The following is a 15,756-nucleotide window of genomic DNA, read 5'->3' on the forward strand; positions in this document are numbered from 1 at the left end:
GTAAAATGCTTACAAAAGAAGAATCAGCTGCATTGATCAGCAAATTTGGCGCAAACGAAGCCGACACAGGAAATTCAAAAGTTCAGATTGCATTGTTGACTGAACGAATTAAACAGCTCACAGCTCACTGCCAGCAGTTTCCAAAAGATACTGGAGCTTCAAGGGCGCTTTTAAAAGTTGTTGGACAGCGCCGCAAGATGCTCAAATACCTCCAGAGAAAAGATCTCGAAACATATCGTCAGCTCATTAAAGACCTTGGCCTCCGCAAATAAGTTAATCGGAGGTGCAACTAATGGTTAATAAAGTAACTTATAAAATTGGTGATGAAGAACTAATCCTCGAAACTGGAAAAATCGGAAAACAGGCAAACGGTTGTGTTTATGCTCAATATGCAGGCACTTCTGTTATAGCAACTGTTTGTGCTTCTTCTGAAGTTAAAGAAGGATTGGACTTTGTTCCTGTTACTGTTGAATACAACGAAAAGTATTATGCTGCTGGAAAAATTCCTGGTGGTTTTGTAAAGAGGGAAGGGCGTCCTAAGGATAAAGAAATTTTGGTTTCTCGCCTTATAGATCGCCCTATGCGTCCTTTGTTTGAAACTTCATTTGGTAGAGAAATTCAGATTGTTCCTACCTGTGTTTCTGCCGATGGAATAAATCCTCCAGACATCCTTGCTGTAATAGCATCTTCTGCTGCGGTTTCTGTTTCAGATATTCCATTCCATGGACCTGTTGCGGCCGCTCGTGTTGCATATATCGCTGGTGAGTATGTTATAAATCCAACTTTTGCACAGCAGGAAAAAGCAGAACTTGAAATTGTTGTTGCTGGTACAAAAGACGGCTTTACGATGGTAGAAGGCGGTGCAAACGAAGTTAGCGAAGAAGTTATGCTTGGTGCTTTGGAAAAGGCACAGGTTTTTATAACTGCAATGTGCGAACTTCAGGAAAGTCTAGTTGCAAAATGCGGAAAACAAAAACTTCCACTTGCGCCTCTCAATGTTGAACTTCAAAACAAAGAAGAGATAATTGCAGAAGCAACGCCACTTTTGGAAAAAGCCTGTTTCCAGGATGGAAAATCAAACAGAGGGAATGCAATTTCTGCGGTAAAAAAGCAACTTGTAGAAAAACATGCACAGCAGTTTGAAGATGAAATTCAGAAAAAGCTTTTTGATTCTTGCTTTGACGATATTCAATACAATCTGCTAAGAAAAAGCATTCTGGATAAAGGGTTAAGAATCGACGGTCGTAAATGCGATGAAATTCGTCCTATAACTTGCGAAGTAAATGTTTTGCCTCGTCCACACGGTTCTGCTTTGTTTACTCGTGGCGAAACTCAGTCTCTGGCAGTTTGTACGCTCGGAACAACTTTGGATGCTCAGGCTTACGATGACATTGACGGAGAGCGAAGCGAAAACTTTATACTTCACTACAATTTTCCTCCTTATTCGGTAGGCGAAGTTGGTCGACTTACAACTGGTCGCCGCGAAATCGGACACGGATATCTTGCTCGTCGTTCTTTGGAACCGATGGTGCCTCCTGTATCACAGTTTCCTTACACAGTTCGCGTAGTATCAGAGATTTTGGAATCCAATGGTTCTTCTTCACAGGCTTCTACCTGTGGTGGTTGTCTTGCAATGCTCGCTGCTGGTGTTCCAATGAAAGAGATGGTTGCAGGCGTTGCGATGGGTCTTATAACCGAAGGCGATGAAGAAAATCCGTACAAAAGATACAAGATTCTTTCCGACATCTTAGGCGAAGAAGATCACCTTGGAGACATGGACTTTAAAGTTGCAGGAACTAAAAACGGAATCACAGGCTTCCAGATGGATATAAAGATTGCAGGTGTTACTACACAGATAATGAAAGAAGCGCTTGCACAGGCAAAAGCTGGTCGTATGCACATTCTTTCTATAATGGAAAAGTGCATAGATAAACCTCAGCCAATCAGTCCATTTGCTCCAAAAATTCTTACCATGAAAATAAGTCCAGATAAGATTGGTGCATTGATTGGTCCTGGCGGAAAGAACATAAAAGCACTTTGTGCACAGTACAATGTTACAATCAACACAGAAGAAGACGGAACTGTTCAGATTTACGGAAAAACTGGAAAATCTGCAGAAGAAGCAAGGCTTGCTGTAAAAGGCATCTGTGAAGATCCAGAAATTGGAACAATCTACAATGGAACTGTAAAACGAATAATGGATTTTGGTGCCTTTGTAGAAATTCTTCCTGGAAAAGAAGGGCTCTGTCATATTTCAAAACTTTCTCGACAGAGAGTTGAAAAGGTAACGGATGTTCTTCACGAAGGACAGCAGATTCCTGTAAAACTTCTTGAAGTTGACAAGATGGGACGCTTAAATCTGTCCTATGTAGACGCTCTTGAAGAACAGTCAAAGTAAAAAATCTTTTTGACTTTTTATAATCCTGACTCGATTTTGGGTCGGGATTTTTTTTGCAATTTTTTCATCAGGCGTAAGTGGATGACAACAGTTTTTTTTCATCAAGTACAGGTGGATTTATCATCTTTTAGTTTTTCGCTATAATTTATCCATGCAAAACTGTGAAATAAAAATCGTCGCCGAAGACGGTGTAAAACTTCCTTCATATCAAACATCGGGTAGCGCTGGTTGCGATATCTGTGCATATCTTCCAGAAGGTAAATCAATCGTATTAAAACCTATGGAACGCTTTTTGGTTCCAACGGGAATTAAGATGAGCATTCCAGAAGGCTTTGAAGTGCAAGTTCGCCCACGCTCTGGGCTTGCCGCAAAAAATGGGGTAACCTGCTTGAACACTCCTGGCACTATCGACAGCGATTATAGGGGAGAGGTAAAAATCATCCTTATAAATTTAGGCAGCGAAGATTTTGAAATAAATTCTGGCGACCGAATCGCACAACTGGTTGTTGCTCCTGTAACACAGGCTAATTTTCTTCTGGTAGATGAACTTGATAAAACTGCTCGTGGTGAAGGTGGCTTTGGTCATACTGGAAAATAATTTTTTTGTAATTTTATGCCTCGACTAAACTTAAAAAAAATAAAGGATTTCCTGTATTTAAAATATCATTCTTCTTGGTTGTCTCGTCATATCCGTCATGTAGAAGCACTTGGATATTATTATCACAGGCTTTGGACAAAAAGCCCTCTTCGCATAAAAATTCAAACTATTTATGAGCAAAAGATAAAAACTTTTTTAGAGGATTTTAACCTTTTAAATTGGATTTTTCATAAAACGGCTGTAATTTTATTTAAGTTAGGATTAAAGACGCAATCTCAAACTGTAGACGGTTTTATGCAGGAAAAATCTGGCTTAAACCGCCACGTATTTTATCGCTATCTTTTGCGAGAGCTTTTTCTTTATTTTTTTGTCGCATTTTTGTTTTTCTTTTTTATTTTTTTTGTAAATCAAATACTTTTAATAATTCAAAAAATTCTGGAAAAAAAAGTTCCGCTTTGGGATGTCATCCTTCTTATGACTTATGCATTGCCTTCTATAATTGCACAGTCTGCCCCATTTGCAACGCTCGTCGGTTTTTTGATGTGTCTTGGGCGTTTGGTTTCTGAAAATGAAATTTTAATTTTTCGAGCATCGGGACAAAGTTATAAGACAATCCTCTTGCCAGTTTTGATTTTGGGTGGAGCGATTTCGCTTGGCTCATTTTTTGTAAACGATTTTCTTCTTCCGTTGGGAACTATAAAATACAACAGGCTGTATCGCTCAATTCTGGTATCAAATCCTGCGATAGAACTTGAACCTAACTCTGTAAAAAAAGCAGTCGATAAAATTTTGGTAATTGGAAATGTGCTCGGCGATAAAGTAAGCGATCTGATTTTTTTTGACACGAGTTCCGACGGTCAACAGCGAATAATAATCGCGCAAGATTCGACCGTAAAAAAATCGTCTTCCGACGGCGTTTTGATGAATCTTGAAATGGACGATTCTGTTGTTTTATTTTTTGATAAAGAGAAAAAAGATTCTTACGAAATTTTAACTGCTCAAAAAACTCAACTCAATGTCTTTGAATCTTCTATCGAAGCAGCGTCTTTTAGAGTTAGCCCAAGGGAAATGACTTCTTACGACTTACGAAGGCGAATAAAAGATATGGAAAAAAGCGACGATTATTCTAAAAAGCAGCTCAATTCATATAAGCTTGAATACAACAAAAAATTTTCGCTTCCCTTTGGTTCAATTTTTTTTGCTTTTTTGGCACTTCCGCTCGCTTTTCTTTTTGGTAAGCACAATGGGCAGACGATTGGACTTATAATTGGAATTGTAATCTGCGTTCTGTACTGGACAATGATGATTTTGGGTCAGATTTTTGGAAACCGTGGTGGCTTGAATGGTTTTTTGGTTATGTGGCTTCCAAACATCACGATTACGATTGCAGGAACGCTTTTTTATTTAAAACTTTTGGGTAAGTGATGACTTTAGTAAAATACATATTTAAAAAATTTTTTCCGTTATTCATAGGTTCGCTGCTGTTTTTTGCCTTTGTCCTGGTTTTAGTGGATTTGTTTTTGAACCTTTGGAATTTTATTTCAAATGCTGTCAGCGCCCAAAGGGTTTTTACTATAATGATTTTATATTTCCCAAAGGCAATCTGGTATTCCGCTCCGCTTTCAATTTTGTTTGCGGTTTCGTACACGCTTTCCGACTTTTATGCAAATAACGAATTGATTGCAGTCTTTGCTTCTGGAGTTCCGCTTGTAAAATTCACTTTTCCGATTCTCGCGTTTTCGTTCCTTTTGAGTTTTGCACTTTTTTATTTTGAAGACAATCTTGTAGTTCCAACCTATGCCAAAAAAGTTGAATTGCAGGATTTTTCACTCAATCGGGAAAAAAGTTTAAATAACGATAAGATTGTTGTTATGGCAGAAATGGGAAATATCGTCTACAAGGCAGATTATTATGACGATGCTTTTATGCGTCTGTATAATCTTTATGTAGTTATCAGAAACGATGATAAATCTTTAAATTGCATAATCCGCGCAGATTCTGCTCTTTGGGAAGAAAATTATTGGAAATTGAGCGGCGGACTCAAATATGTTTTTAACGAAGGAAATCTCCAATCTGCTCCAGTTGATGAAGATACGATGAAAAGGCTCACAGAATTTCCAGAAACCTTTCGCAATAATGTAATCTCTGTAGAAACCGTAAATACAAAGCAGGCAAAAGAATACATAACTCATCTAAAGCGGGTAGGGCTTCCGTATAACGAGCCTTTGAGCATTTATTACAGAAAGTTTGCTTTTCCTTTTATACTTTTTATCGTAGTATTTTTGTCCATAGGCTTGAGTGGCAAAACTCGGAAAAACGTTATGCTCATAAGTTTGGCAAGTTGCATCACTGCCGCTGTGGTTTATTATGTCTTCCAGATGGTAACCATGTTGATGGCAAAATTTGGTATTCTTTCACCTTTTTTGGGAGCGTGGCTTCCTGTATTTTTGTTTGTAATTTTAAGCATGGTTTTGTTAAAATACGCTAGAACTTAAGGATGAGGATTTTTATGATTTCTGAAATTTTCACTATAAAACACGAATCTACAGACGGCAAAGCAAGGACTGGAACTTTGCATCTTGCACACGGCGATGTTCAAACTCCAGTTTTTATGCCTGTAGGAACAAGTGCAACTGTAAAAGCGCTTACAAAAGATGATTTGGAAGAAATTGGTTTTGAAATAATCCTCGCAAATACCTATCATCTTTTTTTGCGACCTGGAAGCGATGTTATAGAAGCGGCTGGCGGTTTGCATGGATTTTCCTGTTGGAATAAAAATTTTTTGACGGATTCTGGTGGATTTCAGGTCTGGAGCCTTTCAAAACTTCGGAAGATAACCGAAGAAGGCGCTTTTTTTGCGAGCAATATTGACGGAAGCCGCCACATGTTTACTCCAGAAAGGGTTGTAGATGTTCAAACTCAATTCAATTCAGATGTTCAGATGCAGTTGGATGTGTGCACTGGCTGGGGAATCGAAAAAAAAGAAGCGATAAATGCTCTTGCCATAACAGAAAAGTGGCTTGCGCGTGCAAAAGATGAATGGCTTAAAAAAAAGGATGAAGGTTATAAAGGAATTTTGCTTCCTATTGTTCAGGGGAATTTTTTCAAAGATTTGCGCAAGCGTTCCAGCGAATTTGTAACTTCTATGGATTTGCCTGCGATTGCGATTGGTGGTTTAAGTGTTGGTGAGCCCGCGGAGGAATTTGCTTCAATGCTCGACTATACGGTGGAAAATCTTCCAAAAACAAAAGCAAAATATGTCATGGGAATTGGCACTCCAGACTATATTTTAGATGCTGTTCGCAGCGGAATCGATATGTTCGACTGTGTTCTTCCAACTCGTAATGCAAGAAACGGTTCTTATTTTACACGAGATGGCAATCTTTCTATAAAACAGGAAAGGTTTATTCGCGATTTTTCTCCGATAGATAAGGAATGCAACTGCAAAGTTTGTCGCACATATTCTAGAAGTTATCTCAGGCATCTTTTTAAAGAGCAAGAAATTTTAAGCTGCATGCTTGCAAGTTATCATAACCTTTATTTTTTGCACAACATGATGAAAGAAATAAGGACTTCGATTGAAGAAAATCGCTTTGAACAGTACAGAATTGATTTTTTACAGCGATATAAAGCTGGTGCTATAAAATAGATTTTTTTTAGATTTAGATTTTGAGGTTTTATGAAAAAATTTTTTTTTATTTATTGCTTTGTTTTGATCAATTTTTTTCTCTTTTCGGATGAAAATTTGCAACAACCGCTTAAAACTGTAACTACAAATTCTCAATCGCTTGAAACTCCAGCTGCAAATTCACAATCGAAGGAAAGCAAAAATCTACACGAAATTTCTCAATCTCAAAATGGCGAAACTTTACAAGAATCATCTCAAGAAGAAAAACTTGAAACAAAAAACGTTGAATCTTCAAAAAGCGAAAATCAGGCACAAAGGGAAGCTGAATCAGGTGAAACTGCAAAAAAGAGACCTTTAAAACAGGATAAAGAAAAAATTGAGCGTTTGGAAATCGAATATCCCGACACAAAAAAGGAAAATGAGGAAACGCTCAAATACGGAATGGAAGAGGACATAATCTCTTTGATTGACAATCTGTTAAAAAATGAAGATGTGCGTTTTGTAGATGAAGTTTACGACCTTTTTTATTCAACTAAAAATACTGCAATCCGCGAAAAAATCCTCGAATATTTTACAAAATTAAAAGACCCTTGCTTAGAAGATTATGCAATTTCAATTTTGGAAGACCCTTACGACGAAAAAACTTCAACTGTAAACGCAGTTTTTAACTATGTTCAAGCGGTAAAAACTAAGGCAGCGTTAAAACCAGTTCTTGCACTGTTAGAAAGCGATGATGAAAAATATTTTACACCTTCTCTAACTACGATTGGCGAAATTGGCGGAAGTGAAGAGGCGGTATTTTTGAGCGAATATTTAAAACGGGAAGATTTGACGCTCGCTCAAAAGCAAAATCTTGTAAAAGTTTTGGGAAAAATAAAAGCTGTGGAAACCTTTGAAAGCCTTGTTCAAATGGCAACAGACGAAGATGAAAATTCTTTTGTGCGAATGTACAGTGCAGAAGCGATTGGTTCTATGCAAAAAGAAGAAGCTGTAGGAGTTCTTGTAAAACTATATGAAGATAACGATCCAAAATTAAGAACCTATGTTATAAAAGGGCTTTCTTATTTTCCAGAAAATGAAGAAGCCAAAAAGACTATATTGCAAGCGATTAGAGATTCTCATGTTGCTGTTCGTTTGGAAGCGATAGAAGTTTGCAAAAAAAATGATTTTAAAGAAGCGACACCTTTTATCATTTATAGGCTCGAAAAAGACAAGGAAGATTCCATCAAGAAAATTTCTTATGATGCACTTGCTTTTTTAAATACAAAAGAAGGAAACGAATATCTTGTAAAGCATATAACCGATAAAAAAGTTGCGGATAATCCAAAAAGTCGCATTGCAAGAGCACTCCTTGAATATGGCAATGCAGGCGAAAAGGAAATAATCGCTTTGGCAGAAGAATCTCTAACTGACGACAGGCGAAAATCGCTTAGATACGCTTTGGGCAAAGAATTTGCAAAATATGGCCGAAAAAGTTTTTCTGAAATCTGCAAAAAATACCTTGAATCAAAGGATTCTGCAACGCAAGGCACAGGTCTTGATATATATGCAAAAGGCAGATACGAAGATATAACTCCGCTTGTGCGAAAGCTGGTGCTTGACGGAGCAAAAAATTCTAAAAACAATGTGAATGCAACAAAGGCAGAAAAAATTCTAGGCTCAAAAGACAGTGCAGTTTTACAGGCGGCAAAAATCAAAGAAGAAAACGAGAAAAACAAAGAAAATAAAAATTCTTCAAAATCGAAAACACCTGCTTCGATTTCTACAAAATCCAATTCTTCCGATTCAAAATGAATCATTCATAAAGGCTGTTTAAAAGTCTGTATAGCATATTCACTTTTTCTTTTTGCGCCACAGAAAGCATGCTTGTAGAATCGTCTGCAAGGCTTTCTAGCGAGGCTAAACTTTCATTCAACGCGGTCGAAAAACTTCTTGTAACTTTAAACCAATAAGTTCCTTTGCCATCGCTGTACAAAGTTATAAAACCGTATTCTTTTTGTTTTGGCTTTGCGATTTTTACCCTTAAAACGAATTTTAAACTTTCTATGAGCTTTGCCTCTTCGTCTTTTGTTCCCATTGTTAGGTTTAATTTTTTAGAAAAATCGTCTTCGCTTACAGGATTTAGATTTAAATTTTTTGCAACTTTTTTTATCAGGTTGAATTTTTCGCCAGCGAGCAAAGTTCCGTCGTTTAAAAGTATTTTTCCACGTATAGAAGAAAGGCTTTCCAGATAATTTTCATCTTTTTCTTTTTTTAGTGCGGATTTTAATTTTTCTAAAGGAAAGATTGCAACTTTTTTTCCCTTAATTTTTTGAATTTCAAATTTTTCTCCTCCAAAAGAAAGGGCAGTCGCTTCGCTTTTATCTTTTTGTAGAATTTCAGTTTTTTTGTCAAATGGATTTTCATCGTTTGCAAATTTTAATCTTTTATTTTTTGTCTGACTTTTTAATGATTCAAATTTTCCAGCAAAGATTTTTTCTCTTATTCCACGCGAATTTTGCAGTCTGGATTCTAAATTTTTATCGATTTTTGCAAGGATTGCTTTTGTAAGCGGACTTACGCTCATTGCAAACATTCTGCTTGTCCGCACAATTTCTCCTGCCACTATAAAAAGCGGATCTGCTCTAAACATTCCACTTCCTGGATGAATTGAAATTCTCTCTTCTGTGAGCGAACGGTAATTTTCTTTTCCTACGCGAATGCACACAAATTGAATCATTCCGGCTACGATGCAGCAAAGATAGTTTTCCATCGAACCGCCGGAAGAAATTGGAATTCCCAAAGCGGTTATCTCTTCTTCTAACTGCTCCTTTATGCTTTCAATTTCTCTCATCACCTTTTCATCGAGATAATTGTTCTGGCAAAAGCGAGTTTTGTTCTGTGTGGCCTGCCATTTACGAAAAAGTTTTACGTAAGAAACAAAATCGCCTTGTATGTCTCTAAATGCGTGGTGGGCAGCCCTTGCGTCCATCTCTTCGCCCATGGGAAGCACAAACGGAGATTGCGTGCTTAAAAATGACGCTGCAATTACAGATTCTTCGAGCACATCTGGATAGTTCATTATGCTTTCTACTAGAATTCTGCTTACACGTGGCTCTAATGGAAATTCTACCATGAGCTTTCCGATTGCAGATAGTGTTCTGTCTTCGTTTAATGCTTTTAGCATATTTAGAGTTTCTATTGCACCAAGGATGTTGTTCTTTTCTGGTTTTGAAATAAAGTCAAAATTTTCAAAATCCGTTATTCCCAGTTCGCTCATCCTGAGGCAGACTTCGCTTAAATCTGTTCGAAAAATCTCTTCTGTCGTGTATTCGGGGCGTTTTTCAAAATCGGCTCTGCTGTAAAGTCGATAGCAGGTTCCTGCACAGGTTCTTCCCGCTCTGCCACGCCTTTGGCTGCAACTTGCTTTGCTCACCGGGGTTTCGATTAAAGAAGAAGAGTAAGTCATAGGATTGTAAAAATTGAGTTTTGCAAGTCCAGAATCGATTACAGTTGTTATGCCGTTTATAGTGACGGAAGTTTCTGCGATATTTGTTGAAATTACGACTTTCTTTTTTCCAAATGGTGCAGAATTAAATACTTTTTCCTGCTCTTCTTTTGGAAGTCTTCCATAAAGCGGAATAAGGTGAAGTTTTGAGCGGAACGGAGAAGTTAAAAGATTTTGCATGCAGTCTTTTATCACTTTTTCTCCTGGTAAAAAAACTAAGATGTCGCCTTGCTCTTTGTTATCCAAAATGCGTTCAATAGTCGATTGAATTTTTGAAAGCAGCACTTGTATGCCAGTTTCTGTCAAAGTTGTGGCCTTTGATTTTGGCGGATCGTAAACCATTGTTACAGGAAAGGTCTGAGTTTTTATATCCACGATTGGACAGTTATAAAAATAGGAAGAAAACGCTTGTGCGTTCATAGTTGCAGAAGAAACGATTACTTTAAAATCTGGTCTTGCTGCTAAAACTCGCTTTAAAAGCCCAAGACAAAAATCTATATTCAAACTGCGCTCGTGTGCTTCATCGACCATTATTACAGAATATTTTGAAAGCCAGGGGTCGAGCTTCATCTCCTGTAATAAAATTCCATCGGTCATTATTTTTATTTTTGTCGTTTCGTCGGTTTTATCTTCAAATCTCATTTTGTAACCGACTAAACCCGGATACGAAGTTTTTAGTTGCTTTGCTATAAACTCGCTCACAGAAAGTGCTGAAATTCTCCTAGGTTGTGTTACGGCGATGATTCCGTCTTTAGAATATCCTGCTTCGTGTAGAATGACTGGAATTTGGGTCGTTTTTCCGGAGCCTGTTGGAGATTGAACGACTATTACCTGTTTTTTTTTGAGTTCGTCTAAAATCAAATTTTTTTGTTCATATACAGGAAGTTTTTTATAGTCTATTGCCATTTAGATATTCCTTTTAAATCTTCATAAATTTTTATTCTCGATTTTATATAGTTTGCCCAAAGCAAAAGCGCCGAACGCTCAAGGCAGTGAATAAAATCTTCATCCGCAAGTCTTACAACAAACTGTCCGTCTGGAGTTATGTAGGTTGTAATTAGATGTGGTTCAATTTTTGTAAGAGTTATTTTGTTTTTTGTTTTTTTATTTTTAGCATCGTCCCTTTTTAGATTGAGGAGCGTTTCTTTTTGGAATTTTACTTTTATCAAAAGACCATCGCCTGTGTCGTCCCTTTCGTCTGGATTTTTTTGTAGAGAAGGTCGCGTCCTCTGTCCAGAAATCGTATTTCCGTTTCCGTACATTATAAAGGCTTTTCTGGAAGTTTCATCATCAAAAACCTCGATAGTTTCAAACTCCTTTGTAACGTGCGGATGATTTGCCCAGATAACGTCTGCTTTGCATTCTTTTACGAGCGTTTTAAAGAAAATTCTGTGGCTCTGTGTAACTTGCTTTTTGTATTCTTCTTCGTCTGTGTGCACGCTTACGATAAATAAATCGGCTTCATTTTGCTCTCGCAATTTTTTTAGCGTTCCAATCAATTCTTTTTGCTTTTTTTGAGGAAAGTAATCTACAAAATTTGCAGCGTCTGGTCTGTTTAAGATTTCTGTAAAGGCGACGAAAAGAATTTTCCAGCCGTTTTTTTCGATTATGCGATGTGTTATTTTTGAATCATTTTTTTTTCGTAGCCCACAGGCGTATATTCCATCTGTCTTTTCAAACCTTTCAAAAAAAGTTCTCGTTTCGTTTATTCCTTCTAAATACCAATCGTTTGAATGATTGTTTGCAAGCGAAAAAACATTAAATCCAACGTCTTTAGCAGCTTTTACATAAGTTGAATGCATATTGAACTGCGGATATCCGCTCCATTCCAAGCTGTCGCAAACTGGTGCTTCTATGTTTGCAAAACAGAGGTCTTCTCCCTGCAAAACAGATTTTAAATCCTGCCATATTTTAGAAAAATCTTTTTGGCGAAAATTTACTGGATGAGCCATTATGTCGCCAGCAAAGGTAAGGTTTATTTGAGTTGTGATTTTTTCGTTCGCAGCTTGCTCTTGCTGTGTTTCGTCAACGATTTTCTGCTTTGTAGAAGAGCAGGAAAAAAGTAGAATTATTAAAACAAGGGATTTTGCTGTTGATGTAAAAAATTTTGGTGCACAGGAGCGAGTAAAAATCATAGACAAAGTATAGTAAAAACAGTTCATAAAAACAACTTGAGCGAGGAAGCAAATTAAAAATTGCGAAAATTGAACGATACGTTTTCGAGCGATTTTACGATTGTGAATTGAATAAAGTGATTTATCTCTGTAAAATGGCTTTTATGTTTGAAGTAAAAGATAACGACCTTTTTGACCTCGAAGAAGAAGATTTTGATACGATCCTTGCTTCTGATATAGATTTTCATGGAAAAATCAGTTTTGCAAAACCCTTTATGATAAAAGGCAATGTTTCTGGCTCTATAGAAGCGACAAGCGATCTTGTTATAGATTCTGGTGCAGTTGTTAATGCTGGTATAAATGCCAGTCGAGTTTTGGTTCGTGGCAAAGTAGAAGGCAATATCGTTGGACGTGATTTGGTTTTTGTCGCTTCGACAGGTTCTGTAACTGGCGATATAAGCGCTCGTCAGGTTGTCCTTGAAATAGGTTCCAGATTTTCTGGAAAATGCACTATGAAAGACTGATTATTTTTAAGGTGGGAAAAATGAAAAAGATATTTTTAGGCTTTGCTTTCTTTTCAATTTTTTTGTGTTCGATTTTTTCGCAGCAGAGGGCGGACGCTTTATTGCTTTACAGAAATGGAAAGTATGATGAAGCGATAAAAATTTGCGAACTTGAAATCGCAGAAAATCCTCAAAATATAGATTCTTACTGTGTGCTTTGCTGGAGTTTGGTGCGGAATCGCCAATATGCAGAAGCAGAACAAAGAACAAAAGAGGCACGAGCGGTAAATTCTACAGATGTGCGCTTGATAGAAATTCAAGGAGAAGCAAAATTCTATCTAGGTAAAAATTCCGAAGCGCTGGAACTCTTTCAGCTTTATCTTGCAAATGTACCTGTAAATGGAAGTCGAATCGGCAATGCTTATTACTACATGGGCGAAATATACATAAGGCAGGCAAAATATCAGCATGCAGACATAGCTTTTACAGCAGCTGTTCACACAGAACCTTTGATTGACTACTGGTGGACAAGGTGCGCTTATGCGAGAGAAATGGCAGGAAACTACGATTCTTCTCTGGTTGCTTACGACAAGGCACTGGAATTAAAGCCTTCCAACGAAGATGCTCAGCGTGGAAAAGAGAGAGTTTCGGCAAGACTTCGCTAACGACAAAAAAATGCCTAAAAAAATACATTTTGAAACTCTAGGTTGCAAGTTAAATCAGGTGGAAAGCGAGGGAGCCGCATCTGCGTTTAAGAATTCGGGTTTTTCTGTTTCCATGACTCCTTTTTCCGCTTCTAAACTTCAAGATGATGATATAATTCTTTGCATAGTAAATACCTGTACCGTAACTGCAAAAGCAGAACAAAAAGCTCGCAGAATAATAAGGCTTTTGCTTTTTAAATGTCCAAACAGTGCGGTTTTAGTTACAGGATGCTATGCTCAAAATTCTGCGGAAGAAATTCGCTCGATAGGTGAGCGCGTTTGTGTTTTGGGTGGGCAATACAAAGGCCACCTTGCAGATATTCCAGATTTTTTGAATAAAAACCCTTTTCTTTTTGGCAAGGCGCTTGCAAATGCAATCGATGAAAAATCAAAAAGGATAAGCGCTCTTTCAAGCATTGCAGAAATTCAGCAACCATTTAGACTTGTGCCAGACGGCTTTATTCATCATTCTCGTGCATCGCTAAAAATTCAAGATGGATGTAATTGCGTTTGTACTTATTGCGCAATCCGCCTTGCCCGCGGAAAATCTGTGAGCCTTGAAGTTGAACAAGTCCTGTCGCGGATAAAAGCACTCGAAGAAAGCGGACAGAACGAAGTTGTAATTACAACCGTAAACATTTCGCAGTATAGAGGATTTTGGAATGGCGACTATGTCAATTTTTCGGCACTCTTAAAACTCATACTGGAAAATACAAAAAAAATAAGGATAAGAATTTCAAGTTTGTACCCAGAGACCGTTGATGAAGAATTTGCAAAAATCGTAGAAAATCCCAGAGTTTGCCCTCATTTTCATATTTCTGTTCAAAGCGGAAGCGATTCGATACTTTTAAAAATGAAGAGACCGTATAAGATTGAAGCGGTTTATAAAGCTTGCTCGCTTTTAAAAAAGGCAAAGTCTAATCCTTTTTTTGCTTGTGATATAATTGCAGGGTTCCCGGGAGAAAGCGAAGAAGATTTTGCACTTACGATGAAAATGTTAAAAGACTGCGGTTTTACTTTTGTTCACGCTTTTCCATTTAGCGCTCGTCCAAATACACTTGCTTACAAAATGCGACCGATGGTACCAAATTCTGTTGCAGGAAAAAGGGTTTCGCTGCTGGAAGATTACAATTCAATTTCAAAAAATGACTATATAAATTCTTTTATAGGGGCGACTTTGATTGCAATCTGCGAAAATGTTCATAAGCCAAAAGTTTTAAAAGATAGAGTTATCGTTCACGCGGTTACAGATAATTTTCTTCATTGCCAGTTGATTTTTACAAAAGAAGAAAAATTCCCACAAAGCGGCTCTTTAATCTATGTAAAAATAAGGCGTCCTCTTACAAAGGACGAAGTTACAGGCGAATGCGACACTTTGGCGGACTTTCAAGGTTTTGTGTAAGGCTGTAATTTTTTATTTTGTCTGCTTCTTAAAAACTCACTGCACGAGTGCAGTTTTTTATTTTTGCTGTTATTTACCATATTGCCGCATAACTGCAATCCCTTTATCTTTTCTGTAGATTTATAAATCGCTATAATCGGATTTATGATTTCAAAACTTGGTCATTGCATAATACACTATTTTGACGGCGTCCCTTACGTATTTGGATACATTGGACGCACGCTTTTAAGTTCTTTTGCATTTTTAAGCACAAAAAACAGTCGAAAGATTTTGATTATGCAACTGCTTTTTACATTTATAGAAGCACTTCCTTTAATCTGCATAATTGCAACTGCGATGGGAACTGCAATCTACATAATGGGCGCAAGATTTCTTTCTTCGATTGGGCAAGCTTTTTTAATCTATAAATTTTTGAGCATCGTGATAACTCTTGAATTAGGACCTGTAATCGTTGGATTTATAGTAATCGCGCGTTCAGCAACAGCAATCGCTACAGAACTTGGGGGAATGGTTACTTCTCACCAGATAGAAAGTTATATTTCCTGTGGAGTTGACCCGATAAGCCATCTTGTTTCTCCGAGATTTTTGGGAGTTACTCTTTCTGTCTTTTTTTTAAACCTTTATTTTTCGTTTTGCGGACTTATAGGACCTGCGATAATCGAATTTTTTATAAATCCTCTAACATCGTTCTCATATTTGGATTCGCTGTTGTCGAATATTTCGCCTTCTGTAATTTTTACTTCTGTTTTAAAGAGTGTACTTTTTGGAATAATCATTTCGATAACGGCAACATATTACGGTTTAAGCGTTGAACGAGCATCTACGGAGATTCCAGTTGCAGGAATTTCTGCGGTTGGAAAATCTGTGCTTGGTATTATTCTTGCGGACATCTTTATAATTGTGCTGTATTATCTTTTGTAGG

The 15,756-nt window shown here is 37.3% G+C and carries 13 protein-coding genes; 11 read left to right on the forward strand and 2 right to left on the reverse strand.

All coding sequences use genetic code 11. The annotated features are described in order from the left end of the window. The first annotated feature begins 5 nt into the window (after window positions 1-5). The 7 genes from rpsO (at window position 6) to FXX65_RS08475 (ending at window position 8,418) form a co-directional block, all read left to right on the forward strand. Entirely contained in the window at window positions 6-272 is a 267-nt protein-coding gene (gene rpsO, locus FXX65_RS08445) for a 30S ribosomal protein S15 (RefSeq protein WP_147614095.1), read from the forward strand. 20 nt (window positions 273-292) lie between these two features. Then, complete coding sequence (gene pnp, locus FXX65_RS08450; protein WP_147614096.1) at window positions 293-2,398, forward strand: polyribonucleotide nucleotidyltransferase; 2,106 nt, start codon at window positions 293-295, stop codon at window positions 2,396-2,398. Between the two features lie 151 nt (window positions 2,399-2,549). Further along, a complete protein-coding gene (gene dut / locus FXX65_RS08455) occupies window positions 2,550-2,996 on the forward strand; it encodes a dUTP diphosphatase (protein ID WP_147615904.1) in 447 nt (148 codons plus the stop codon). Between the two features lie 78 nt (window positions 2,997-3,074). Continuing rightward, on the forward strand, window positions 3,075-4,421 hold the full coding sequence (locus FXX65_RS08460; RefSeq protein WP_246104368.1) for an LptF/LptG family permease: 1,347 nt from the start codon (window positions 3,075-3,077) through the stop codon (window positions 4,419-4,421). After that, complete coding sequence (locus tag FXX65_RS08465; protein ID WP_147615905.1) at window positions 4,421-5,491, forward strand: LptF/LptG family permease; 1,071 nt, start codon at window positions 4,421-4,423, stop codon at window positions 5,489-5,491. Before FXX65_RS08460 ends, FXX65_RS08465 begins: the two co-directional genes overlap by 1 nt. A gap of 14 nt (window positions 5,492-5,505) precedes the next feature. After that, window positions 5,506-6,645, forward strand: a complete 1,140-nt coding sequence (gene tgt, locus FXX65_RS08470) for a tRNA guanosine(34) transglycosylase Tgt (RefSeq protein WP_147615906.1) — start codon at window positions 5,506-5,508, stop codon at window positions 6,643-6,645. Between the two features lie 30 nt (window positions 6,646-6,675). Continuing rightward, a complete protein-coding gene (locus FXX65_RS08475) occupies window positions 6,676-8,418 on the forward strand; it encodes a HEAT repeat domain-containing protein (protein ID WP_147615907.1) in 1,743 nt (580 codons plus the stop codon). Between the two features lies 1 nt (window position 8,419). Here the strand turns inward: FXX65_RS08475 and FXX65_RS08480 are convergent, their stop codons facing one another. Next, window positions 8,420-11,017: a helicase-related protein gene (locus tag FXX65_RS08480; protein WP_147615908.1), complete on the reverse strand. Its 2,598-nt coding sequence runs from the start codon at window positions 11,015-11,017 to the stop codon at window positions 8,420-8,422. Further along, on the reverse strand, window positions 11,008-12,273 hold the full coding sequence (locus FXX65_RS08485; protein WP_147615909.1) for a CapA family protein: 1,266 nt from the start codon (window positions 12,271-12,273) through the stop codon (window positions 11,008-11,010). The genes FXX65_RS08480 and FXX65_RS08485 overlap by 10 nt, the downstream gene beginning before the upstream one ends. Window positions 12,274-12,389: 116 nt before the next feature. On the opposite strand from FXX65_RS08485, the gene FXX65_RS08490 reads away from it, so the two are divergent. The 4 genes from FXX65_RS08490 to FXX65_RS08505 all read left to right on the forward strand — a co-directional run bounded on the left by FXX65_RS08490 (window position 12,390) and on the right by FXX65_RS08505 (window position 15,755). Continuing rightward, a complete protein-coding gene (locus FXX65_RS08490; protein WP_147614103.1) occupies window positions 12,390-12,749 on the forward strand; it encodes a bactofilin family protein in 360 nt (119 codons plus the stop codon). 20 nt (window positions 12,750-12,769) lie between these two features. Next, window positions 12,770-13,393: a tetratricopeptide repeat protein gene (locus FXX65_RS08495; protein ID WP_147615910.1), complete on the forward strand. Its 624-nt coding sequence runs from the start codon at window positions 12,770-12,772 to the stop codon at window positions 13,391-13,393. A 10-nt stretch (window positions 13,394-13,403) separates the two neighbouring features. Continuing rightward, window positions 13,404-14,834, forward strand: a complete 1,431-nt coding sequence (gene mtaB / locus FXX65_RS08500) for a tRNA (N(6)-L-threonylcarbamoyladenosine(37)-C(2))-methylthiotransferase MtaB (protein ID WP_147615911.1) — start codon at window positions 13,404-13,406, stop codon at window positions 14,832-14,834. A gap of 144 nt (window positions 14,835-14,978) precedes the next feature. Then, on the forward strand, window positions 14,979-15,755 hold the full coding sequence (locus tag FXX65_RS08505) for an ABC transporter permease (protein ID WP_147615912.1): 777 nt from the start codon (window positions 14,979-14,981) through the stop codon (window positions 15,753-15,755). Window position 15,756: the final 1 nt, after the last annotated feature.

The sequence above is a fragment of the Treponema pectinovorum genome (genome assembly GCF_900497595.1).
In the GTDB taxonomy this organism is placed as follows: domain Bacteria; phylum Spirochaetota; class Spirochaetia; order Treponematales; family Treponemataceae; genus Treponema_D; species Treponema_D pectinovorum.